We start from the raw sequence: 22,725 nt of genomic DNA on the forward strand, positions 1-22,725 counted from the left end.
CCGCCGATCGGGGTCCACGCGTGTAATGCCGGATGACCTCTGGTACGACGTATATCTACATGTCATAACTTTAGTGAAAAAAGATCTTTCCTTGGTGCCAGAAGGGGCGAGGCAGGCGGGGTAGGGACTCCACTGGCCGTCCCCACGGGGGAACGGCTGCCGGGGGGCTCCACACGGAGGTGTTCGATGAAACAGGTCTACGGCTGGGACCACGGCGAGAACGAGCCCGGCGACCCATTCGGGGCGACCGCCGAGAATCTGTTCGCCGAGGTGTGGTCCAGGGAAGGGATCTCGAATCGCGACCGGCGCATGCTGCTGGTCGGTCTGCTCGTCGGCCAGGGCATGGGCGAGGACGTCGACGTCCAGCTCGACGCGGCGCTGCGGACCGGCGACCTCACCCCCGACGAGCTCCGCGAGGTCGTCGTCTTCCTCACCCACTACGCCGGATGGCCCCGGGGCGCCAGGCTCAACGGCCAGGTCGAGGAGCTGATCGCCCGCGTCATGAGGTCCTGACGCCCGGCGCGACCGGCCGACCGCCCGCCTCCCGGGATCGCGGCCGCACGGCGCGGGTCCTCCCGGCGGAACCGGAACCGGCCGCTCGCCCGCGGCGCGAGGTCAGAGTCTCTCGACGTTGGGTCCCCGGCAGCGGTTCCTGGCGTCGAAGACGAGGGCGCTCGCCCTCTGGACGAGCCCGTAGTCGAAGCAGTCGTGGTCGGTGAGGACCACCACCACGTCCGCGTCCGCCAGTTCCCGTTCCGAGAACGCGACGATCTCGATGCCCTGCGGCAGCAGGAAGCAGTCCACGTGCGGGTCGGCGGCCCGTACGTCCGCGCCCAGCTTGCGAAGACCCCTGACCACGTCGATCGCGGGTGACTCGCGGCAGTCCCCGGCGTTCTTCTTGTACGCGAGGCCGAGCGCGAGCACCCGGCTGCCGTTGACCGGCTTGCGCGACCGGTTCAGCGCGAGACCGACCCGGTGCACGACGTGGTCCGGCATGTGGGCGTTGATGTCGTTGGCCAGCTCCACGAACTGGAAGTTGTGCCCCAGGCTGCGCTTGACCTTCCACGACAGGTACGACGGGTCGATCGGCAGGCAGTGTCCGCCGACGCCGGGCCCCGGGGTGAAGCGCATGTAGCCGAACGGCTTGGTGGAGGCGGCGTCGACGGCCTCCCAGACGTCGATGCCGAGCTGCTGCGCGAAGATCGACAGCTCGTTCACCAGGGCGATGTTGACGTGCCTGAAGGTGTTCTCCAGCAGCTTGCACAGTTCGGCCACCCGCGTCGAGGAGACCGGCACGACCTCACCCACGATCCGCGAGTAGAACGCCCGGATCCGCTCCAGGGACGCCCCGTCGACACCGGAGACCACCTTGGGGGTGTTCTCCAGGCGCCAGTGCTCGTTGCCCGGGTCGATCCGCTCCGGGCTGTAGCCGAGGTGGAAGTCCCGGGGCGCGCACAGCCCGGAGCCCTCCTCCAGCAGGGGCAGCAGATATTCCTCCGTGGTCCCCGGATAGGTGGTGGACTCCAGCACCACCGTGGCGCCCCGCCGCAGCAGGGGAGCGAGCGACTCCCCCGCCGCGCCGATGTGGCGCAGGTCGGGAACGCCCTCGCGGAGCGGTGTCGGCACGGTCACCACGCAGACGTCGAACCCCTCGGCGGCGGCGTAGTCGGCGGCGGCCAGGTAGCGGCCGGTGCGGTGGGCGGCGGCCAGTGTCTCGTCGCCGACGTCCTCGACGTAGGACTCGGCGGCGTTGAGCCGCTTCACCCTCCGGCGGTCGACGTCGACGCCCACCACGTCGAACCCCGCCGCGACGGCCCGCATCGCCAGGGGCAGGCCGACATACCCCTGACCGACCACGACAAGTTTCTCGCCCACGGCAGGACCTCCGCCACCTCGGAAAAAAGAGAATACGAAACGACTTTAGGAGCAGGTATTATCGCCAGGCCGATTCAGCAACAATCCGGGCGTGTCGCGATCCGATTCACCGGAAGGCGACCCCGCGACCGGCATCACCCATGGGGTATTCGGAAATATCTTCGATAAAGGAGGAAAATATCTCATATTTCTGACAGAAAAATCATCTTCCCAGTTCAGAGCGGCGAGAAAGCCCGGCCGGCCATCGGCGAGAGGGACCCGTCCGCCCGCATGTCGGTCCGCGCGAGCGACAAGGATCATCAGTAACATTCACCCGTGCATTCGACGTGCGGCATCGACACCGAATCAAAGAAGAGGACCGGTTGATGGCGGGCGGCGCGCGTCCTCGCGTCCTTCCGCGAAATCCCGTTCCCGCCCCGCCCCCGGCTCCCGCGGGCACCGCCGCGGACGCCCCGGTGAGGATCCCCTTCAACCGGACGCACCTGTCCGCGAACGAGCTCGACTATCTCGCGGAGGCCGTGCGCCGGGGGTCCACCTCCGGGGACGGGCCGTTCACCCGGCGGGCGGCCGGGCTGCTGAAGGAGATGACCGGGGCCAGGCAGGTCCTGCTGACCACCTCCTGCACGCACGCCCTGGAGATGTCGGCGATCCTGCTCGACCTCCGGCCCGGCGACGAGGTGATCATGCCGTCGTTCACCTTCGTCTCGACGGCCAACGCCTACGCCCTGCGCGGCGCGGTGCCGGTCTTCGTCGACTGCAGGCCCGACACCCTCAACATGGACGAGCGGCTGATCGAGGCCGCGATCACCGACCGTACGCGGGCCGTGGTGGTCGTCCACTACGCCGGGGTCGCGTGCGCCATGGAGGAGATCGGCGAGATCTGCGACCGGTACGCCCTCCCCCTCGTCGAGGACAACGCGCACGGCCTGGGCGGCTCCTACCGGGGGCGTCCGCTGGGAGCGTTCGGCAGCGTGGCCGCGCAGAGCTTCCACGAGACCAAGAACGTGCAGTGCGGGGAGGGCGGCGCGCTGCTGCTCAACGACGCCGACCTGATGGCGCGCGCCGAGGTCATCAGGGAGAAGGGCACCGATCGCAGCCGGTTCTTCCGCGGCCAGGTGGACAAGTACCGGTGGGTCGACATCGGCTCCAGCTACCTGCTGTCGGACATCCTCGCCTCGCAGCTGACCTCCCAGCTGGAGTCGTTCGCCGAGACCCAGGCCCGGCGCCTCGCCGTCTGGCGGAGTTACCACGAGGGCCTGGCCGGGTGGGCGGCCGAGAACGGGGTCCGCCTGCCGACGGTCCCCGACGGGTGCGCGCACCCCGCGCACCTGTACTACCTGCTGCTCCCTGACCTGGCGAGCCGCGGGGCCCTCATCGCCCACCTCGGGGACAGGGGCGTGCAGGCGACGTTCCACTACCAGCCCCTGCACACCGCCCCGGCCGGTCTGCGGTACGGCCGGACGGCCCCCGGCGGGTGCCCGGTCACCGAGAGCGTCGCCGACCGGCTGGTGCGGCTGCCGCTCTTCGCCGACCTGGGCGCGACCGGCGTGACGCGCGTGATCGACGCCGTCCGGAGCCACGAGGTGGGCCGATGGCCTGGCGGGACGTGATGGGGAGCGGGACCCCGCGCATCGCGGAGTCCCCGCTCGACTCGGCCAGGTTCGGCCGTCCGGTGGAGCGCCTCACCGTCCCCGCGCAGGCCCGATCCCCGTTCCCCGCGGTTCGCGAGGCCGTCCTGGGGTCGAGGGCGGACGTCATCGTGCTCAGGTACCCGGCCGAGCACGTCGGCTGGTTCGCCGAGCTGACCGCGCTCGGCCGCACCGCCGTGTTCGCGGACTCGCTGACGTACTGGCGCCTGCGCGCGGGAGGCGGGCGCGCGCCGGAACCGCCGGGGGACCTCCAGCCGACGCAGCGGGTCACCCCGGCGGCGGTGCGCGAGTCGGTCTCCGACATCTTCGCCGCCTACCGGAACCACTACCTGGCCAATCCCCTGTTCGACAGCGCCGAGGCACTGGCGGGCTATCGGGAGTGGGCGCTGCGGTCGGCCTCCGAGGGGGGATGCGTGGCGCTGCGGGAGTGGAGCCCGGCCGGCCGCCCCGGTTCCGCCGCGCCCCCACCCGCCGCGTTCCCGACCGCCGCATCTCCCTCCGCCGCGCCTCCGGAAGGGCTCCCGCCCGCGGAAGGCGATCGTCGCCCCGCCGCGGCCGGGGACGGGATTCTCGCGCTGGCCACGCTCGCGGACGACGCCGACCGGACGGAGATCCTGCTCGCCGGCGTGATCTCCCGGGCTCGGGGACGCGGCCTCTACGCCCACCTGCTGGCGGCGGTGGAGGGACGCGCCCTGGCCCGCGGCGCGCGGGAGGTCGTCATCTCCACCCAGGGGCACAACACCGGGGTGCAGCGGGCGTGGGCGAGGTACGGGTTCGAACCCGCCCTGACCTTCCTCACCGTTCACCTGATCCGGAGCCGGCTGCTGCGTGGACGGCGGCGATAGCGCCGCCCGGCCGCCGGGGAACGCCCGAGGCGGCCGAGGCGGCCGAGGACCCGACGCGCTCGCACACGACGTAGGTCGGCCGCCCCATCCCGTTGCCGTGGACGCGCCCGACGTACTCGCCGAGCACGCCGACGGCCATCAGCTGGGCGGACGAGAAGATCGCGATCATCGACGCGATGGTGGTGAACCCGGCCACGGTGGTGTCGCCGGTGGCGAAGTCCCACAGGACGGCGCCGCCCAGCAGGAGGCCGACGACGCCGATAAGGAACCCGAGGTAGCTGGCCGCGCGGAGCGGGGCCGTGCTGTAGCCGAGGAGCATGTTCGTCGCGTGCCGCAGCAACAGGCCCGGCGTGTAGTTGGAGCGCCCGTGGTCGCGCTCGTTCATGTCCACCCGGACCGACCCCACCCGGGTGGTCACCCATGACAGGGCCACGTCGACGGAGGCGTGCGGCCCGGACAGCCCCTGGAAGCCGTCGCGCAGGCGCGTACGGAAGGCCCGGAAGGCGCTGATCGTCCGCGCGGCGCGGATGCCCAGCCCACCGGCCATGGCGGTCTTGACCGACCGGGAGGCGAGGCTGCGGACCAGGCCGTGCTCCTCTCGGCGCGGGACGCCGTACACGAGGTCGAGGCGGTCGCCCTCGAGGGCGGCCAGCAGGAGGGGGATCTGCTCCGGCGGGTGCTGCAGGTCGTCGTCCATGGTGACGACGACCTCGAACTCCGCCTCCCTGATCCCGGCGACCAGCGCGTTGTGCTGGCCGTAGTTGCGGGACAGGTGCAGGGCGCGCACACCGTCGACACGCCGCGCGAGCTCGGCGGCCGTCCGCCAGGTGTCGTCCGGGCTTCCGTCGACGACGAGGATCACCTCGTGGGGGGTGGACAGCTCACGAAGGACGGCCATGAGCCTGTTCACCAGCACCGGAAGAGTACGCGCGGAGCGGTAACACGGAATAACCACCGACACGGACATTAATCCCCCGATTAATTCTTACAGCAGGATAAAATCCATTCGATCATCGCGCGATACATTCCGACAAAGGCCTGACATGGTGCATGTTAAAAATCGGACTAAACACGGAAAGCATCCACATGACCGACGGCGAGGTTTTATCCCCGCTCTTGGGGGACAGCGCATCACATACCTGATGGCCAGCGCCACGACGGCCCTGCTCTATTGCTCTCTCCTGGGGCTGGGATTGCTCGCCGCCAACGATGCGGTCCCGTACCTTCTCCTCGCCATGGCGGCCCATCTGACGACCGTGGTGATCGTCTATCCCTGGTACAGGCTGGTGGTCTTCCGCGCTCACGGCCGGTCGTGGCTCACCGGCTACCTGCGCTTCTACGCGGTCGGGCTCGGATTCCTCGCGACCTCGCTCGCCGGGCTCCCGGTGCTGGTGGAGCTGTTCCACCTTCCCGTCATGGCGGCCCAGGCGCTGCTGCTGGTCGTCAGCCCGACGGTCAGCTACGCGATACACCGGGTTTGGACGTTCAGGGAACGCGCCAATGTCCAGGCCCGGTAACGCCTTCCCTTTTTCTCCGCAAAAGCGATGGCGGCGAACGGTCTCCGGACGGATGTCCCCGTAGCTTTCAACGATGATCGGCCCCGTGGCCGCGCGTTCCTCGTGGAGGGATCCAAGAGCGTTGAAGGCACTTGTTCTGGCGGGCGGCAAGGGGACGAGGCTGCGCCCGCTCACCCACACGTCCGCCAAACAGCTCGTCCCCGTCGCCAACAAACCGGTGCTCTATTACGGGCTGGAGGCGATCAGGGACGCGGGGATCACGAGTGTCGGCGTCATCGTCGGCGACACGGGCCCCGAGGTACGGGAGGCCGTCGGCGACGGTTCGAGATTCGGTCTCGACGTCACCTACATCCGCCAGGAGGCCCCGCTCGGCCTGGCCCACTGCGTGCTCATCGCCCGCGAGTTCCTGGGCGACGAGCCGTTCGTGATGTACCTGGGCGACAACTTCCTGCTGGACGGCATCGCCGACCTGGTGAACGCCTTCCGCGAGGCCGACCACGACGCGCAGATCCTGCTCACGAAGGTCGCCGAACCCCAGTTCTACGGGGTCGCCGAGCTGGGGCCCGACGGGGAGATCGTCGGGCTCGAGGAGAAACCGAGGAACCCGCGCAGCGACCTCGCGATCGTCGGCGTCTACACCTTCTCCCCCGTCATCCACGAGGCGGTCCGGGCGATCATGCCCTCCGCCCGGGGCGAGCTGGAGATCACCGACGCGATCACCTGGCTCATCGGCAACGGCCACCGGGTGCACTCGCACTTCGTCACCGGCTACTGGAGGGACACCGGGCGGCTGCAGGACATGCTGGAGTGCAACCGCATGGTCCTGGAGGCGCTCGAACCGGACGTCCGGGGAACGGTGGACGCGTTCTCCGAGATCACCGGCCGCGTCGACATCGGGCCTGGCACGACCGTCGAGAGGTCGGTGATCCGGGGCCCGGCCATCATCGGCGCCGGCACCAGGATCGAAGGGTCGTACATCGGCCCCTACACCTCGATCGGCGAGGGGTGCGTGCTGGAGGAGGCAGGCGTGGAGTACAGCATCGTCCTCGGTGACTCCGCCATCAGGGGAGTCTCGGGGCTCACATACTCTCTGATCGGCCGGAACGTGGAGGTGACGAGGGCCGTGGGACTGCCCAACACGCATCAGCTCATGATCGGCGACCACAGCAGGGTCCAGGTGCGCGCATGAGGATCCTGGTCGCCGGCGGCGCCGGGTTCATCGGCTCCCACTACGTACGGTCGCTGCTGTCCGGGCTCTATCCCGGGTACGAGAACGCCCGCGTGACGGTGCTGGACAAGCTCACGTACGCGGGCAACATCGCGAACCTCGGCCCGGTCGCCGACCATCCCCGCCACACCTTCGTCAAGGGCGACATCATCGACACCCGGCTCCTCGCCGAGCTGATGCCTGGCCAGGACATCGTGGTGAACTTCGCCGCGGAGACGCATGTCGACCGCTCGATCACCGGCCCCGGGAACTTCGTCGTCACCAACGTCCACGGCACGCAGTGCCTGCTCCAGGCGGCGCTCGAGGCCGGTGTGCGCACGGTCGTGCAGGTGTCGACGGACGAGGTGTACGGGTCCATCGCGGCGGGCTCGTGGGACGAGTCGCGGCCGCTGCTGCCCAACTCGCCCTACTCGGCGGCCAAGGCGGGGGCCGACCTGCTGTGCCGGGCCTACCACCAGACCTACGGGCTCGACGTGCGGGTCACCCGCTGCACCAACAACTACGGCCCGTACCAGCACCCCGAGAAGGTCATCCCGCTCTTCGTCACCAACCTGATCGACGGGCGCCGTGTCCCCCTGTACGGGGACGGCGAACACGTCCGCGAATGGCTGCACGTCGACGACCACTGCAGGGGCATCCAGCTCGTGCTGGACAAGGGCCGGCCCGGCGAGGTCTACAACATCGGCGGCGGGGTCGAGCTGACCAACCGGGAGCTCACCGAGCGGCTGCTGTCGGCCTTCGGCCTGGGCTGGGACATGGTGGAGACCGTGCCGGACAGGCTGGGGCACGACCGGCGCTACTCGGTGGACAGCCGCAAGATCCGGGCGATCGGGTACGAGCCCCGGGTGGGCTTCGACGACGGGCTGGAACGCGTCGTGCGCTGGTACCGCGACCACGAGAGCTGGTGGCGTCCCGCGGGACGCACCGGCCGCTGAGGCCGATGAGGCCGCCGATCGCCGGAACGCCGGAACGCCAAGGCATACGTCTGGGAGGACACATGGAGGTCACGGAGATTCTCCGTACCGTCGAGGTGGAGGACCGCCACTGGTGGTACCGCGAGCGGCGCGCCATCCTCGCCCGCGAGCTGCGCGGGCTCGGCCCGCCCGGCAGGGCGCTCGACGTCGGCGCGGCCGGGGGCGGCAACACGCGCGTGCTCGTCGGGCACGGATGGGACGCGCTGGTCGCGGACTTCTCGGAGACCGCGGTGGAGCTCGCCAGGGAGCGCGGCCTGCGGGCGATCCACGCCGACGCCCGGGACCTGCCCCTGCCGGACGCGGACTTCGACCTCGTCACGGCGTTCGACGTGCTGGAACACATCGAGGAGGACGGCAGGGCCGCCGGCGAGCTGGTGCGCGTGCTCCGGCCGGGCGGAACGGCGTTGATCACGGTCCCCTGCGACATGGCGCTGTGGTCGGCGCACGACGTGGCGTCCGGCCACGTCCGCCGGTACACGCGGGAGGGGCTGAACGCCCTGCTGACCGGCGCCGGCCTGGTCGTCGACCGCCTGTGGAGCTGGAACGTCCTGCTGCGGCCGGTCGTCGCCCTGCGCAGGAGGAAGATCTCCGGCTCGGACGTCACTCAGACGCCGCGCCTGGTGAACGCGGCCCTGACCGCCGTGGTCGTGGCCGAGAGGTATCTGCCCGTCGGGTCGCTGCCGGGCGTCTCCCTCGTCGTCCGGGCGCACCGCCCCTGACCCCCGCCCCGGGCCGGCGCGTGGCGGTGCCCGCGCCCCGGGGCGGCGTTCCCCGACGGTCGTGAAAACCCGGCCAAGGACGGGAAAAGACATCGACGGGCGCGAGCGCCGGGTGCCGCCGGCGTCGCTCGTTTCACCAGGCTCGGGCGCATGACAGAAACCCCACCCCGCCGGGTTCCCGCGCCTGGCCCGCTCATGACCGCCGGGGACGACGAGCCGGACGGGCCCCCGGCCGGACGAGGTCGCGCAACCCCGCCCCGCGGGACGAAGGGCCTCCTCGGGTGGGCGCCCACCGTGTCGATGACGGCCCTCACCGCGACGGTGGCGGCCCTGTACGGCGTCTCCGTCCCGGACATGGTCCTGTTCGGCCTCTACGTCGTGCTGTGCGTGGGACTCCCCGGCGTGCTGCTGCTCCGGCTCCTGTACCGGGGCAGGCGCACGCTCGCCGAGGAGGTGGCGCTCGGGCTGGCGCTCGGCTACGCCGTGGAGGTCTTCGCCTACGTCGGCGCCCGTGCCCTCGGCGTGCCGCTGCTCGTCCTGGCCTGGCCGGCCGGCACCTGCCTGCTCTTCCTCGCCGTCCCGCGGCTGCGCCGGCACTGGACGGTCGCCCCGGCCCGCCGGGAGCGGGCGCCCGCCTGGTGGTCGTGGTTCCTGGCACTGCCGGCGGCCTACCTGCTCGCCTGGAGCGCCGTGGCGTTCTTCAGACTCAACGCCCTGAGCTGGCCCGCCCTCGGACGGTCCTTCCCCGACATGCCCTTCCACCTGGCCCTGGTCGGCGAGTTGAGACACCACCTGCCGCCCACCGTCCCCATGGTGGCCGGGGAACCCCTCTCCTACCACTGGTTCGTCTACGCGCACCTGGCGGCGGCGAGCTGGGTGACCGGGGTGGAGCCGCTGGTGCTGCTGTTCCGGCTGGGCATGTTTCCCGTCCTGGCCGCGTTCGTCGTCCTGGCCGGGATGACCGGGCGGCGGATCACGGGCTCCTGGGCGGGAGCGGCCCTGACCACGGCCGGCACGGTGCTCGTGGCGACACCGAGCCTCTACCTGGGCGGCAACGGCGCCTTCACCTGGGGAGGGGTTCCCGACCTCATGTGGGCGAGCCCCACCCAGACGTTCGGCGCCCTGATGTTCGCGCCCGTCGTGCTGTTCCTCCTCGACCTCCTGGAGCGCCGCCGGCGGCCCGCCGGGCACTGGGCGCTGCTGGGCGTCTTCCTGGTGGCGGTGGCGGGGGCGAAGGCCACGTACGTCCCGCTGCTGGGCGCGGGGCTGCTGGCGGTGGCCGCCGCCGGGGCGGTCAGGCGGCGCCGGCCGTCCGGGCCGGTGCTCGCCGCGCTCGGGATGACGGCGGCGTGTTTCCTGTTCGCGCAGTTCGTGCTGTTCGACGGCGCGAGGCAGGCACTCGTCGTCGACCCCTTCTCCTTCATGGAGACGGTCTGGCGGGAGATGACCGGCGCGGGAGACGGGACCGATCCCCCGCCGCTCTCGATCCTGGGGATGGTGGCGGTGTTCCTGCTGTGCTGGGCCGTCACGTGGGGCGGGATCTCCGGCCTGCTGAGCCGGCCGCGGCTGCTCGCCCGCCCCGGCGTGGCGCTCACGCTCGGCATCGGCGCGGCGGGGGTCGGCGCGGCCCTGCTGCTCGGGCATCCCGGCCGGAGCCAGCTCTTCTTCCTCTGGGGCGCCTACCCCTACCTGGCGGCCGTCACGGCCCTCGGGATCGTCACCCTGGCTCGGCGGGCCCGGCAGTCACGCCGGGCGACGCTGTGCGCGGCCGGGACCGGGCTGGCCGCCGCCTACCTGATCCCCCTGCTGTGCGGCGTCAGGATCCCCCTGCGGCCGGGGACGGACGACACCGTCCTCTACCTGCCGTACGTCGTGCTGCTGGTCGCGATCCTCGCGGCGGCGGCCGTCCTGGCCGTCACGAGCGGGCGCCTGCGGGCCTGGTCCCTCGTCGTCACCGCGCTCGCGGTCGTCGGCCTGCCCGCCGTCGTGCACGCGCGCGCCCTGTGGGTCGTGGACGGTGTCGTGAGCAGTGTCGTGGGCGGCGGTGCGGCCACCGGGGGCGGGCTGCCTCCGGTGGCCGCACCGCCGCCCCCGGAGGGCGCCCTCGACGCGGGGCGCTGGCTGCGCGCCCACTCGGCCCCCGGCGACCTGGTCGCCACGAACGCGCACTGCCGCTGGGGGCGTGAGGAGCCGTGCGACGGCAGGCACTTCTGGGTGGCCGCGCTGTCCGAGCGGCGCGTCCTCGTCGAGGGGTGGACCTACACCTCCAGGAACACGGCCCGCTGGCGTCCGGAGCTGCCCGCGCTGGAGCTCCCGTTCTGGGACGCCCGGCTCCTCGCGCTGAACGACGCCGTCTTCGAGGCGCCCACCGGCGAGGCCGTCCGGGAGCTGCGCGAGCGTCACGGGGTGCGCTGGCTCGTCGCCGACGAGCACCGCGGGGGCCCGGTTCCCGGCCTCGGGGCCTTCGCGACGCTGCGGTTCCGTTCCGGCGACTACGCCGTCTACCGGCTGCCCGGCGAACCGGCGTGAGGGCGGCCGGGCGGGGGCGCGTTCGGTGAGTCCGCGCTACGGCCCGGGTTCACGGAACACGTTCCGGGAAGGCCCGGAGGGGTCCGGGATCCGGTAGACGGCGTAGGCCCCGGCACGGAACCGAAGGTCGGCGAAATCCCCGATCTCCCCGGCCTTCCCGGGCTCTCCGGCCTTCCCGGCCTCCCCGGACTTCCCGATCTCTCCGGGCTTCCCGGACTTTCCGGCCTCCCCGGTCGCTCCGGGCTCCGGGCCCAAGGCCGGGGCCGGGCCGGGCCCGCTTTCCTCGGCGAGGAGCCAGCGCACCCCGTACCGTTCCCCGAGGAGCCGTACCGAGGCCGCCGTGGGTGCCCGGAAGACCTCGTCGTTCAGCCGGATCCGTTCCCCGTCCCAGAACGGGAGCCCCGTCATCGGCTCGCCCGGACGCCAGCGGTCCAGGTTCGACGCGGTGTACGCCCACCCCTCGACGAGCACGCGCCGCTCGGACAGCGCGGACAGCCAGAAGTGGCGGCTGTCGCACGGCTCGCGCCCCCAGGCGCAGTGCGCGTTCGTGGCGACCAGGTCGCCGGGGTCGGAGTGGGCGCGCAGCCACCGTCCCGCGTCGAGCGCGCCGGGCGGGACCTGCGGCGCCGCCGGGCGGCTCACCCGGTAGACGCCGCCCTCGCCGCCACCGTGCATGATCAGCAGGGCGCGGGCGTGCCAGGCGGAGAGGGGGCCGACGGCGGTGACCAGGGCGATGACGAGGGTCCAGCCGCGAAAGCGGCGCCTCGTCGCGACCAGGACGACGGCCACCGCCACGGCGAGGGCCGACAGGACGAGGTACGGACGGTACAGGGCGGTCTCGGGCTCGCCCGGGGGCAGCGGGACCTCGACGCCGGACAGCGTGCGGACCAGGTGGGCGACGGCCACCCCCGCGCCCGCCGCGCACGCCGTCGCCAGGATCGACGCCCGTTCCCCGCGCGCGACGACGAGGAAACCGTAGGCCGCGGCGACCGCCAGGTAGGGGTAGGCCCCCTGCAGGAAGTAGCCCTGGTTCATGGCGGGGCCCCCGAGCAGGACCACCGCGCCGACGCCCGCCGCGCCGACGCCCAGCATGAGCACCACCCCGGGGCGGGCGAGCAGCCGCGGCCGGCGCAGCAGGCCGGCCACCCCGCACCAGGTGACGGCCCAGCACAGTAGGTACAGCAGCGTGATCCCGGCCAGCGAGGCGGGCGGTGGCGCGGCGTTCTCCCCCAGGCCGGTCAGCTCTCCCCAGGTTCTGCGCATGAGCGAGAGGGGGTCGACGATCGTCGCCTGTCTCGCGCCGCCGAACAGCACGAACTGCGCGTAGCCGAGGCACGCGGCCGCCATCCCGAGCGCGGCGAGCGCGGGCCGCGGCGACCGGCGCCGCACCCACACCTCGACCGCGGCCACCGCGGCCAGCCCGGCGACGAGCATGGGCAGGTACGTGGCCTTCGCCCCCATGACCGCCACCAGGAAGACGCCCACCAGCGGCCACCCGCCGGCCCCGCGCGCCCGCCGCCGGCGTTCGAGGAGGTCGAGCAGGAGGAGGACCACCGGGGCGAACAGCAGGGCCCCGAAGGTCTGGGTGGGGCTCTCCCACGCTGAGTGCTGGACGCCCGTCCAGGTGAACAGCCCGTTCGCGTTCGCGTAGAGGCTCGGAACCGCGACGAAGATCGTGCCTCCGATGGCCAGCAGCGCCCCCGCCCGGGACCCGGTGACGCGGTGCCCGATCGCCCCCACCAGGACGACGAACGCCACCAGCATGGGCAGCATCCCCAGGCGGAACAGCAGGACCAGCGGCTCCACCCCGGTGGTCCAGCTCGCCGCCGCGAGGTGCGCGTAGACGAACCAGTGATAGAGCAGGGGCTCGCCGGAGACCATGGGCACCGTCGGCGGCACGTGGTGCCTCAGCTCGCCGACCAGGGCCAGGTGGTACGGCATGTCGAACAGGGACGTCCCGATTCCCGGCCAGGTGAGGGGGGTCGTCCTGAAGAAGGTGAAGGAGCTCCAGGCGGCCACGTAGGCGACGAGCAGCGCGAGGGACCACGAGTACCAGGCGGGCGCGCACGGGCGGGTGGCGCCCTTCCAGTGCCGGCGCAGCCGGGGGGCGGTGGCGAAGGCCACGTACGTGGCGAGCGGCCACGCCGCGACGAGCGACGGCGACCCGGCGGCCCGGGCGGCGACGTAGACGAGCACCTCCACGGCGTAGCCGAGTGCCAGCCCGAGCGCGACCTCCTCCACCGGCGCGAGCCTGCGCGTCCCGCGGTACAGGGCCCGGACCAGCAACAGGCCGGGCAGTGCCAGGCCCAGCGCGACGTAGCCGCCGAAGAACGCCATGTCCGCGGCCGAGACCCCGTAGAAGGTCAGCACGGCCACCACGACGGCGATCGCGAACACCGCCGGCGACCACTTCCGGAGGAGAACGGGCGGCGTTCCCCATATTCGAGAGAATCGCCTTTTTCGGTGGAGTATGTCCGGCGTTTTGGGGTCCGCGGCCGCTTCGGGCGGGCTCAGTGTCGAATCGCTGCCGGACGCCGATTTGATCATGCGTGTAAGTCTGGCGACGCGGGCACCTTCACCGGTCCCGGACATTCGCCGCCCGCGATGTTTTGCCAGGCTTTTGTGCCGGACGGGAGCGGTATGCCGCGCCGGACGGCACCGTCCGGCCGTTACCGGCAATCACTCGAATCCGGGTCGCAGGTTTTCGGCCCTTGGGTTTCCCCGGCCGCTTCACAGGCGACGGACCTGCGAAGACGACATCCGACGACAACTCCGGCGGATATGTTAACGTCGGAGACCCCGCCCGGTTCCGCTGAACCGGATCGTTATTTCCGGCACCATTCGGAACGGGGAGGAAAGTGCTCGATTTTCTCGTCGGCAGCGGTCGTTGCGGCTCCACACTTCTTCATGAGGTGCTCACCGGTCATCCCGACCTGGGATTCGTGACCAACCTGGACGACCGTTTCCCCCGGGTCCCGGATTCGGCGAAGCGGATCGGCGGGGAGATCTACCGCCGGGCGCCGTTGCGTTTCCCGGAGAAACGGTTGCGCCCCTGCGAGGCCCACCGCGCGCTGAGGCGGGAGGTCTCGCCGCTGATCGTCGACTCCTTCCAGGACCTCTCGGCCGCCGAGGTCACGCCCTGGCTGGAAGAACGGTTGAGGACCTTCTTCGGGAGCCGGGCCGCCGCGCAACGGGTCGGGCGCTACGTCCACAAGTTCACCGGGTGGCCCCGCGCGGCGTTCCTGCACGAGGTGTTCCCCGAGGCGCGCTTCGTTCACATCGTGCGCGACGGGCGCGCCGTGGCCAACTCGTGGCTGCAGATGCCGTGGTGGCGCGGGCACCTCGGGGCGCCGGGGTGGCACTTCGGCCCCCTGCCCGAGGCCTACTCCAGGGAGTGGGACGAGGCGGGACGCTCGCAGGTCCATCTCGCGGGAATAGGCTGGAAGCTGCTGATGGACGCCACCGCCGTGGCGCGCGCCGCCGTCCCGCCGGACCTGTGGCTGCAGGTGCGCTACGAGGACCTGCTCGCCGACCCGCGCAAGCAGACGGACGTGATCCTCGACTTCCTCGGGCTCGCCTGGACGCCCGGGTTCGAGCGCACCTTCGCGCGCCACACCTTCTCCTCCGCCCGGCGCGAGGCCTTCCGGCACGACCTCACCCCGTCGCAGCTGGCGTTGCTCGACCGTTCCCTCGCCGGGCACCTGCACGACTTCGGCTACCGCGCCTGAGCTCGACGCCGGGCGTCCGGGGAGCGCGCTCCCCGGACGCCCGCGACGGCGGGCGCGCCGCGGGCCTCGATCACGGCACACCCGGCGGGCGACCGCACGCCCGGCGGGCATCCGCACACTCGGCGGGCGACCGTACGCCCGGCGGGCCCGGCGGGCGCGCCGCTGGCCTCAGGCGCGCCGCGCCGCCGCCAGCTCCTCGTAGAGGTGCTCGAACCATTCGGCCGTCCCGGCCATCTCCACGCTCTCGGAGCCGGCGGCGGCTCCGGACCGCAGCCGGCGGTGCATGGACGGCTCCATCGCCTTGAGGATCCCCGCGGCCAGGGCCTCCGGCGACCCGGGCTCGGTCAGGATCCCGTTCCAGCCCGAGGAGACCAGTTCCGGTATCCCCCCGACCTCGGTGGAGACCACCGGCACGCCGGCCGCGAGCGCCTCCATGACGACCACGGGAAGCCCCTCGTAGTGCGAGCTCAGGACCAGCAGGTCGGCCGCCGCCACCAGCCTCCTCGCCTGCCTCACCGGGCCCAGGACGCGTACCCGGCCCTCCAGCCCGCGCCGCTCCGTCTCGCGGACGATCCCTTCCCGCAGCGGCCCGTCCCCGGCCAGCAGGAAGAGCGCGTCCGGTCGCGCGAGGAGGACCTCGGCCGCGGCCCTGACCAGCAGCGCGTGGTTCTTCTCCGGCCGGAAGTTGGCGACGCAGACCACCAGGAACGCCCCTTCCGGCACGTCGAACTGGCGCCTGACGGTGCCCGCGCGCATCGCCCAGGAGCGCTGCCCGATGACGTCCACGCCGTGCACCCGGGTCAGCAGGTGGCGCGCTCCCCGGACGGAGGGGGAGCTCGCCACCTGTGACGAGACCGCGACCGTCCGGTCGTCGAGCCTGCGGACGAGGTAGTCGAGGAGCAGGCTGACCGCCGCCGTCAGGCGGCCGAAGCGGACGGTGGACGGCCGTCGGCAGTAGTGGACCGTCGACACCAGGACCGGCCGCCGGCGGGCGATCCTGGCGAACGGCCAGAGCACCGCGGCGGGGGTCGGCGAGTGCGCGTTGAGCACGTCGGGAGCGAGCCGGTGAACCGTTCTGACGAGGTGAAGGTAGGCCAGCGGGCGCGCGTTCGAGCTGAGGTCGACGACCGTGATCCCCGAGGCCCGCAGCTGTTCCACGAGCTCGCCGGTCGACGCCTGGAGGCACACGACCGTGTAGTCCTTGTTCACCCTGGGAGCGCGCCGCAGCCGCTCGACGAGGAGCACCTCGACGCCCCCGGCGTCGAGGGTCTTGACGACCTCGCACACGCGAAGATCCCTCATCGCGTCCTTCCTGGTCGGGGCGGCGGGGTCACCGCGCCACCCGGGATCCGGCGATGGGCTGGAGGGGGACGGCGGGACCCGGCGCGTGCCGGGGCCGCCGGGATCGAGGGCGCCCCACGCGCCCGGCCTCGGTCCACGCGACCGCGGCCAGCACGCTGACGGCCAGCATGATCGGCATTCGCTGCCGGAAGATCAGGCCGATGTTCGACATCGTCGTCGCGTAGGCGATCGTGCCCGGGGCGACGAACAGCACGAGGGCGAACAGCAGCGCCCGGTCGTGCCCCCACAGCCGGCGCGCCCCGCGCAGCGCGCTGTAGAGGAGGTAGTACCACAAAAGCGTGTCCACCTTTCCGAGCTGCAGCGCCATGCTGCCCCCCGTCCAGGGGAACGGGGCCAGGAGCGTGTAGAACACCTTCGGCACGAGCGCGCCCCAGGCGTCGCCGCCGTCCTCGAACAGCACGCCGGAGCCGCCCTCCGCGCTGGACCTGCGGACCATCTCCGACTGGCCCTGGTCCAGCTGCTCCTGCAGCGCCGTGAAGGACGCCCCGCCGTCCGCCTGCGCGATGAGCACCAGGACGGGGATCAGCACCAGGACCGACACGATCAGGGAGCGGACGGACAGCTTCCGCCTCACCGGGGAGAGCCCGAACACCAGGGGCACCGCGCACATGAGCACCATGTACGGCCGCACGTGCCACAGCGCCCACAGCAGCGGGATCACGGCGACCAGCTTCCGCACGTCGAAGCGCCGCACGTTGGAGACCACGAGCCACAGGCAGGCGACGACGAGGAACGCGTTTATCCCGTCCTTGAACGTGTCGGACGTGTGCAGCAGGAGGGCGGGGAGGAAGGCGACCACGACCAGCAGCCGGAACGCCGCCCGCTCGTCGGCCCCGACGGTTCGCGCGAACCTGTACATGACGATGCACAGCCCACCGGACAGGGTGGCCAGGACCGCCGTGCAGGCCAGCGTGGCCGGTCCGTCGCACAGGTAGACGATGACTCCGAAGAGGTTGCACGGCACCTCCATGGAGTAGATGGAGGGAATCTGGTCGGAGGTGACGAACCAGAAACCCTCGTACCTCCAGTAGGCGGCGACCTCCATGGCCCTGGCCAGATAGACGCGGTTGTCGCCGCCGTACTCGATGAGGCGGGGCTGCATCACCAGGACGTGCACGACCAGGCGGGCGGCGAAGGCGAGGAGCAGCACCGGGATCGCCCGGCTCGCCTGCTCCATCCCCAAACTGGCATAGGTCAGGAAAACCAGAAATACCGCCATCGAGAAGACGAGAAAATACTCCATGAATGAGATCACCTTAGAAACGCATCGAGGTCATGCGCTGTGGGCCCGCCACGCGATCGGCGGGCCGGCGGAGCCTCCCCGGGAAACCCGCCGGGCACACCGGAAAGGGCGTTCCAAAAGCCCGGGGAGCCCGTGGCCTCCCGGCCGGCCGGTCATTTGACGCCGCGGATCACGTACATCCCGCGCCGTCTCTCCATCGAGACGTCGCGCAGGGCCAGGTCCTCGGTCCAGCGCCTGATCCGCCGCCGGGTCTGGGGTTTCTCGTACCGCGGGGACAGCCAGTCGAAGGTGTCCAGCACCGACCAGTTCCGCATCGTCTCCTCGTCCGTCAGGCCCAGGTGCCGGTGGTTGGCCACCGGCACCAGCCGCGCGAGCCCCTGTCCCACGCCCGGGACGGCGCTGAGCGCCATGGACAGCGGCAGCAGGCGCGGCACCGCCCTCTCGACCAGGGTGTAGAGCCGCGCGGGAGGCATCCGCCGGGTGAAGGGACGGATCAGCTGCCGCAGGTGGGGGTAGGCGATCACCGCCGCGTAGACGTCTACGCAGAACCGGCCCCCCGGCCTCAGGTAGCGGAGCAGCGTCTTGAACGTCCGTTCCACGTCCGGGGTGTGCTGGACGACTCCGAGGCAGAGCAGGAAGTCGAAGGACTCCTCGGGGAACGGCAGCTCGTAGACGCTCGCCTGGACGAGTCTCAGATTGGGGAAACGGCCGTTCGAGGCGGCGTTGGCATGGACCGCGCCGGAGATGTCGAAGGACGTCACGAGGGCGCCGGTCTCGCACAGCACCTCGGTGAAGCGTCCCGCCCCGCTGCCGCACTCGAGCACGCTCCGGCCCCGCAGCCCGTCCGCGGACCAGCCGCTCCCCGTCATCAGCCGATCACGTGAGATCGGCATGCCGACGTGCGAGTCGAGCTGCGTCAGCCGATGCCTGTTCCACTGGAACCCGAACCCCTCCGCGTAGTTGTCCCGGGGGACGAACCGCGGAATCCCGTCGTCGACTGGATAGCCCGCCCCGCACCCGGCACAGCGCAGCTCGGCCCCGTGCGCCTCGGCCCCGCGCACCTCGGCCCCGTACGACCCGGCCCCGTCGCGGAGCGGACCGGCATCGCGCGGACCACCATCGCGCGGCTCGGCCTCGTCGCGGAGCGGACCACCGCACCGGGGACAGCACAGCGCGGGGTGCCGGAGGACACCGGCACCCGTGTCAGCCGTCGTGTCTTCCGCAAAGGTCATCCGACCACCCGTTCAGCGAGAGGGAGTGAAGGGCCGCGACGTCGCGGCCGGTTCCCGGCGGCCCGCCACGGGCGTCCGCCGGGTGGGCGGGCATACGCGCCGGACGCCCACGACGAGCACGGAGCCATGCCGTTCACCACGTTCGCTCACAAGCTCGCACGTCATGGCCGCCGGGCGGCGCCCGGCGGCTCCCGCGCGAGCAATGATCTTCGTGATCCTTACCAGCGGTTGGAGTTCGCCGCGACACGCCCCCCGGCACCAACAGCCTGCGAGCGGCCGGGGTCGGTTACTCTCAGCAAGATCGCGGTAACGGCGGGTCCCGGACGTCCAGGCTCGTCACGAGGGCACGGGGCAGGGGCGTCACGAGCCGCCGGCGCCGGTGAGCAATGGAGGGCCCGATGTGCGGGATAGCCGGAATGGTGTCGATGTCGCATCCCGATCCCGAACTCGTCCGCCGCATGTGCGAGGTGATCGCGCACCGGGGCCCGGACGGCTCCGGCTTCCACGAGGACGAGCACGCGGCGCTCGGCATGCGCAGGCTGGCGATCATCGATGTGGCGACCGGCGACCAGCCCGTCTACGGCGAGGGCGGGCGGGTCGTGTCGGTCTTCAACGGTGAGATCTACAACTTCGCCGAGCTCCGGCGGGACCTGGCGAGCCGGGGCCACCGCCTGAGCTCCGCGGGCGACTCCGAGTGCCTCGCCCATCTCTACGAGGAGTACGGCGTCGACATGGTCCACCGGTTGCGGGGGATGTTCGCCTTCGCCGTCTGGGACCGTGACCGGCGGCGGCTGGTCCTGGCCCGGGACCGGGTCGGGAAGAAGCCGCTGTACTGGAGGTCCGACCACGCCTCGATCTGGTTCGGCTCGGAGCTGAAGTCCCTGGCCAGGGATCCCGGGATGCGCCGCGAGATCGACCCGGTGGCGCTGCACCACTACCTGACCTACCGCTACGTGCCCGCGCCGTGGTCGATCTACCAGGGCGTGCACAAGCTGCCCCCGGGCCACGTGCTGGTCTGGGAGCGGGGGCGGGTCACCACGCACCGCTACTGGGAGCTGGACCGCACCCCGCGAGTGGTGACGGACGAGCGGGAGGAGGAGGAGCGCCTGCGCGAGCTGATCCTGGAGTCGACCAGGATCCGCATGGTGAGCGAGCGCCCCATCGGGGCGTTCCTCTCGGGCGGGATCGACTCGTCGGCCGTGGTGGCGGCGATGGCCATGCAGAGCCGCGAGCCGGTCAAGACGTTCTGCGTCGGCTTCGAGGACGACCGCTACGACGAGCGCGCCGAGGCCCGGCTGGTCGCCGAGCGCTACTCCACCGACCACCACGAGCTCGTCGTGACGGCGGACCTCCTCGGCGTCCTGCCCCTGCTCGCCTGGCACTTCGACGAGCCGTTCGCCGACTCCTCGGCCGTCCCCAGCTTCCACGTGGCGCGGATGGGCCGGCGGCACGTCACGGTCGTGCTCAACGGCGACGGGGGCGACGAGTGTTTCGGCGGCTACCGCCGCTACGCCCTGATGAACCAGGCCGGCAGGATCCCGGCCATGCCCCGCGCCCTGGCGGCGGCGTCCACCCGCGCCGGCACCCTCATCACCGAGCGGAGCGGGTACGGATCGTCGCTCCGGCTGCTCGGCCGCGTCATGCGGTTCGCCGCGGAGCACCCGTCGCGGCGCTACGCCGGCCTGATGTCCTGCTTCACGGCCGAGCAGAAGGCGGAGCTCTACGGCCCCGCGCTCCGCGAGCGGCTGGCGGGGGTGGACAGCCACGGGCTGCTGGAGGAGACCTTCAGGGACTCCTCCGCGGTGACCGCCCTCGGCCGTGTCCTGGACGTCGACACGACCACCTACCTCCCGTACGACCTGCTGGTCAAGGTCGACGTCACCACGATGGCCAACTCGATGGAGGCCCGCTCACCGTTCCTGGACCACCACCTGATGGAGTGGGCGGCGGGGCTCCCCGACCCGCTGAAGGTCCGCGACCGGCGGACCAAGCTGCTGCTGCGGCGGGCGGTCGCCCCCTGGCTGCCGGACCGGCTCCCGCACCGTCCCAAGCGGGGGTTCGGCGTGCCGCTCGCCACCTGGCTCAGGGGCGAGCTGCGGGAGCTCTCCCACGACGTGCTCACCGACGGCGCCGCCAGGGGCAGGGGGCTGTTCCGGCAGGAGGCGGTCCAGGACCTGCTCCGGCAGCACGCCGAGGGAGCCGACCACGGTGACCGGCTGTGGGCGCTGCTGCAGTTCGAGCTCTGGCACCGGGCGCACGCGGTCCCGGGTGGCCCCGTCATGGCGGAGATCGGATGCCCGGGGTCCTGAAGGGGAGCGCGGCCCTCACCCAGGCCGTCCAGACGATGGCCAGCCACGTCCTGCGGCTGACCCTGGCGGCGATGACGGGCGTCCTGATAGCGCGCACCCTCCAGCCCGAGGGCCGGGGCGTCTACGCGATGATCGCGACCACCGGCGGGATCGCGGTCGTCCTGGGCAACCTGTCGATCTGGAGGTCGCAGATCGCGCTGTGGCAGGACCCCGCGCGACACCGCGCCCTGGCGGGCAACGGCCTGCTCCTCGGGCTGGTCCTCGGTCTCGCCTCCGCCGCGGCCACCCTGGCGGCCGTGACCGCGTTCCTCCCCCTTCCCTCGCCTCACCTGCTCGTCATCGCCCTGCTCGCGGTACCGTTCGGCGTCGCGGCGGTCAACCTCAACGGGATCGCGTTGCTGCGGTCGCGCAACAGCCTGGTCAACCGGGGGGTCGTCGCGTCCGCGCTCATCCTGAACCTGCCGATCCTGGTGCTCGCGGCGACGGGGAACCTCACCCTCACCGCGGTGATCGTCTGCTGGACGGCCGCCGTGAGCGCGCCCTTCTGGCTGCTCCTGCGGCCGCTCGGCCTGCGCGCCATGCGCGTGGAACCGGCGCTCACCCGCCGCCAGCTCGCCCTGTCGTGCCGGTACCACGCCGGGCTGGCGGCGTTCCATCTCCTGCTGACCGCCGACGTCTTCCTGCTGGGCGTCCTCGTCTCCCCCGCCGAGGTGGGCCTGTACACCGTCGGAGCGGCGTTCCTGACCTTCTCGCGGGTGCCCGCCGACGCGGTGACGCAGGTCGCGCTCCCCCGCCAGGCGGTCGAGGACGAGCTCGGCGCCAGGGACGTCAGCGTCCGCGTCCTGCGGCTCAACCTGCTGCTGTCGTCCGTCTTCGCCGGCGCCCTGGCGGCCGCCTCACCGGTGCTCGTCCCGCTGCTCTACGGCACCGCGTTCGCCGGCAGCGTGACGCCGATACTCCTCCTGGCCCCCGGCATCGTCGCCCTGTCGCTGCTCCGGCCGGTCGAGCAGTATCTGGTGCGGCTGGGCCGCCCGATGACCATGACCGCCTTCGCCTCCGGCGCCCTCGCGGCGAACCTGGCGCTGAACGCCCTGCTCATCCCCCGGTGGGGGGCCACCGGCGCCGCCCTGGCCGCGAGCACCGCCTACACCGCCCTGGCGGCGGCCGAGATCACCTGGTTCGCCAGGACGACCGCGACCGGGGTGCGGGAGTTGCTGCCGCGCCTGTCCGACCTGCGTTCCGCGGTCTCGGCTTTCCCGCACCCGTGATCCCGGGGCGGCGCGATCGGCCTCCCGCCGGAATTCCGGCCGACAACGCCGAATCGTCGAACGGGGGTCAGACTTTCCGCGGTGACATTACCCTGACCGCGCCCCCGAGGGGATGACCGGCTCGTCGACCGCCGAAACCTCGACCGAGTATGGCAATCGCGATCTGCCGGGCCTGTCATCATCGACCATTCCATTTCTGCGCGCACAATGCTCTTCCAAAAAGGTCATAGGTCGCGATTCATATGAT

The 22,725-nt window shown here is 71.8% G+C and carries 17 protein-coding genes; 11 read left to right on the top strand and 6 right to left on the bottom strand.

All coding sequences use genetic code 11. From position 1 onward, the window contains the following. Nucleotides 1–186 precede the first annotated feature (186 nt). Nucleotides 187–513, top strand: a complete 327-nt coding sequence (locus tag ACTOQ1_RS02265) for a carboxymuconolactone decarboxylase family protein (RefSeq protein WP_440064038.1) — start codon at nucleotides 187–189, stop codon at nucleotides 511–513. A gap of 102 nt (nucleotides 514–615) precedes the next feature. On the opposite strand, the gene ACTOQ1_RS02270 is transcribed toward ACTOQ1_RS02265, so the two are convergent. Further along, nucleotides 616–1,875, bottom strand: coding sequence for a nucleotide sugar dehydrogenase (locus ACTOQ1_RS02270; RefSeq protein ID WP_440064040.1), 1,260 nt, complete (start codon nucleotides 1,873–1,875; stop codon nucleotides 616–618). Nucleotides 1,876–2,330: 455 nt separating this feature from the next. Here ACTOQ1_RS02270 and rffA point away from each other — a divergent pair, with 455 nt between their 5' ends. Together rffA and ACTOQ1_RS02280 are read left to right on the top strand one after the other, a co-directional pair. Next, nucleotides 2,331–3,485, top strand: coding sequence for a dTDP-4-amino-4,6-dideoxygalactose transaminase (gene rffA / locus ACTOQ1_RS02275; RefSeq protein WP_440064041.1), 1,155 nt, complete (start codon nucleotides 2,331–2,333; stop codon nucleotides 3,483–3,485). Then, the gene (locus tag ACTOQ1_RS02280; protein ID WP_440064043.1) at nucleotides 3,467–4,369 is read left to right on the top strand and encodes a GNAT family N-acetyltransferase; all 903 of its coding nucleotides are present in this window, start codon (nucleotides 3,467–3,469) and stop codon (nucleotides 4,367–4,369) included. The genes rffA and ACTOQ1_RS02280 overlap by 19 nt, the downstream gene beginning before the upstream one ends. On the opposite strand, the gene ACTOQ1_RS02285 is transcribed toward ACTOQ1_RS02280, so the two are convergent. Further along, entirely contained in the window at nucleotides 4,320–5,336 is a 1,017-nt protein-coding gene (locus ACTOQ1_RS02285; protein WP_440064045.1) for a glycosyltransferase family 2 protein, read from the bottom strand. The genes ACTOQ1_RS02280 and ACTOQ1_RS02285 overlap by 50 nt on opposite strands. Before the next feature lie 175 nt (nucleotides 5,337–5,511). Between ACTOQ1_RS02285 and ACTOQ1_RS02290 the strand changes: the two genes are divergently transcribed. The 5 genes from ACTOQ1_RS02290 (at nucleotide 5,512) to ACTOQ1_RS02310 (ending at nucleotide 11,336) form a co-directional block, all read left to right on the top strand. Next, nucleotides 5,512–5,886 (top strand): GtrA family protein, encoded by a 375-nt coding sequence (locus ACTOQ1_RS02290; RefSeq protein ID WP_440064046.1) that lies wholly within the window; start codon nucleotides 5,512–5,514, stop codon nucleotides 5,884–5,886. Nucleotides 5,887–6,007: 121 nt separating this feature from the next. Next, nucleotides 6,008–7,075, top strand: a complete 1,068-nt coding sequence (locus ACTOQ1_RS02295) for a glucose-1-phosphate thymidylyltransferase (protein ID WP_440064048.1) — start codon at nucleotides 6,008–6,010, stop codon at nucleotides 7,073–7,075. Further along, on the top strand, nucleotides 7,072–8,049 hold the full coding sequence (rfbB, locus tag ACTOQ1_RS02300; RefSeq protein WP_440064050.1) for a dTDP-glucose 4,6-dehydratase: 978 nt from the start codon (nucleotides 7,072–7,074) through the stop codon (nucleotides 8,047–8,049). The genes ACTOQ1_RS02295 and rfbB overlap by 4 nt, the downstream gene beginning before the upstream one ends. A gap of 62 nt (nucleotides 8,050–8,111) precedes the next feature. Beyond that, a complete protein-coding gene (locus ACTOQ1_RS02305) occupies nucleotides 8,112–8,807 on the top strand; it encodes a class I SAM-dependent methyltransferase (RefSeq protein ID WP_440064051.1) in 696 nt (231 codons plus the stop codon). Nucleotides 8,808–8,957: 150 nt separating this feature from the next. Then, complete coding sequence (locus ACTOQ1_RS02310; protein WP_440064053.1) at nucleotides 8,958–11,336, top strand: hypothetical protein; 2,379 nt, start codon at nucleotides 8,958–8,960, stop codon at nucleotides 11,334–11,336. Nucleotides 11,337–11,372: 36 nt separating this feature from the next. Here ACTOQ1_RS02310 and ACTOQ1_RS02315 read toward each other — a convergent pair whose 3' ends face one another. Then, nucleotides 11,373–13,733 carry a collagen-like triple helix repeat-containing protein gene (locus ACTOQ1_RS02315; protein ID WP_440064055.1) on the bottom strand — a complete coding sequence of 787 codons (2,361 nt, stop codon included), beginning with the start codon at nucleotides 13,731–13,733 and terminating at the stop codon, nucleotides 11,373–11,375. A 461-nt stretch (nucleotides 13,734–14,194) separates the two neighbouring features. On the opposite strand from ACTOQ1_RS02315, the gene ACTOQ1_RS02320 reads away from it, so the two are divergent. Beyond that, complete coding sequence (locus tag ACTOQ1_RS02320) at nucleotides 14,195–15,064, top strand: sulfotransferase family protein (protein ID WP_440064056.1); 870 nt, start codon at nucleotides 14,195–14,197, stop codon at nucleotides 15,062–15,064. 168 nt (nucleotides 15,065–15,232) lie between these two features. Here the strand turns inward: ACTOQ1_RS02320 and ACTOQ1_RS02325 are convergent, their stop codons facing one another. The 3 genes from ACTOQ1_RS02325 to ACTOQ1_RS02335 form a co-directional block, all read right to left on the bottom strand. Next, complete coding sequence (locus ACTOQ1_RS02325; RefSeq protein WP_440064057.1) at nucleotides 15,233–16,366, bottom strand: glycosyltransferase; 1,134 nt, start codon at nucleotides 16,364–16,366, stop codon at nucleotides 15,233–15,235. A 28-nt stretch (nucleotides 16,367–16,394) separates the two neighbouring features. Then, on the bottom strand, nucleotides 16,395–17,669 hold the full coding sequence (locus tag ACTOQ1_RS02330; RefSeq protein ID WP_440064058.1) for a hypothetical protein: 1,275 nt from the start codon (nucleotides 17,667–17,669) through the stop codon (nucleotides 16,395–16,397). A gap of 152 nt (nucleotides 17,670–17,821) precedes the next feature. Further along, nucleotides 17,822–18,901: a methyltransferase domain-containing protein gene (locus ACTOQ1_RS02335; RefSeq protein ID WP_440064059.1), complete on the bottom strand. Its 1,080-nt coding sequence runs from the start codon at nucleotides 18,899–18,901 to the stop codon at nucleotides 17,822–17,824. Between the two features lie 398 nt (nucleotides 18,902–19,299). On the opposite strand from ACTOQ1_RS02335, the gene asnB reads away from it, so the two are divergent. Together asnB and ACTOQ1_RS02345 are read left to right on the top strand one after the other, a co-directional pair. Next, on the top strand, nucleotides 19,300–21,210 hold the full coding sequence (gene asnB / locus ACTOQ1_RS02340) for an asparagine synthase (glutamine-hydrolyzing) (protein ID WP_440064060.1): 1,911 nt from the start codon (nucleotides 19,300–19,302) through the stop codon (nucleotides 21,208–21,210). After that, complete coding sequence (locus ACTOQ1_RS02345; RefSeq protein WP_440064062.1) at nucleotides 21,195–22,478, top strand: lipopolysaccharide biosynthesis protein; 1,284 nt, start codon at nucleotides 21,195–21,197, stop codon at nucleotides 22,476–22,478. The genes asnB and ACTOQ1_RS02345 overlap by 16 nt, the downstream gene beginning before the upstream one ends. The last annotated feature ends 247 nt before the right edge of the window (nucleotides 22,479–22,725 follow it).

The sequence above is a fragment of the Streptosporangium sp. OZ121 genome (genome assembly GCF_051918885.1).
Classification (GTDB): domain Bacteria; phylum Actinomycetota; class Actinomycetes; order Streptosporangiales; family Streptosporangiaceae; genus Streptosporangium.

Bases quoted from the DNA above. Each gene is read 5' to 3' on its own strand.
- ACTOQ1_RS02265 (WP_440064038.1), top strand. From the start codon at position 187: ATGAAACAGGTCTACGGCTGGGACCACGGCGAGAACGAGCCCGGCGAC.
- ACTOQ1_RS02280 (WP_440064043.1), top strand. From the start codon at position 3,467: ATGGCCTGGCGGGACGTGATGGGGAGCGGGACCCCGCGCATCGCGGAG.
- ACTOQ1_RS02285 (WP_440064045.1), bottom strand. From the start codon at position 5,336: ATGTCCGTGTCGGTGGTTATTCCGTGTTACCGCTCCGCGCGTACTCTT.
- ACTOQ1_RS02290 (WP_440064046.1), top strand. From the start codon at position 5,512: ATGGCCAGCGCCACGACGGCCCTGCTCTATTGCTCTCTCCTGGGGCTG.
- rfbB (WP_440064050.1), top strand. From the start codon at position 7,072: ATGAGGATCCTGGTCGCCGGCGGCGCCGGGTTCATCGGCTCCCACTAC.
- ACTOQ1_RS02305 (WP_440064051.1), top strand. From the start codon at position 8,112: ATGGAGGTCACGGAGATTCTCCGTACCGTCGAGGTGGAGGACCGCCAC.
- ACTOQ1_RS02310 (WP_440064053.1), top strand. From the start codon at position 8,958: ATGACAGAAACCCCACCCCGCCGGGTTCCCGCGCCTGGCCCGCTCATG.
- ACTOQ1_RS02325 (WP_440064057.1), bottom strand. From the start codon at position 16,366: ATGAGGGATCTTCGCGTGTGCGAGGTCGTCAAGACCCTCGACGCCGGG.
- ACTOQ1_RS02330 (WP_440064058.1), bottom strand. From the start codon at position 17,669: ATGGAGTATTTTCTCGTCTTCTCGATGGCGGTATTTCTGGTTTTCCTG.
- ACTOQ1_RS02335 (WP_440064059.1), bottom strand. From the start codon at position 18,901: ATGACCTTTGCGGAAGACACGACGGCTGACACGGGTGCCGGTGTCCTC.
- asnB (WP_440064060.1), top strand. From the start codon at position 19,300: ATGTGCGGGATAGCCGGAATGGTGTCGATGTCGCATCCCGATCCCGAA.
- ACTOQ1_RS02345 (WP_440064062.1), top strand. From the start codon at position 21,195: ATGCCCGGGGTCCTGAAGGGGAGCGCGGCCCTCACCCAGGCCGTCCAG.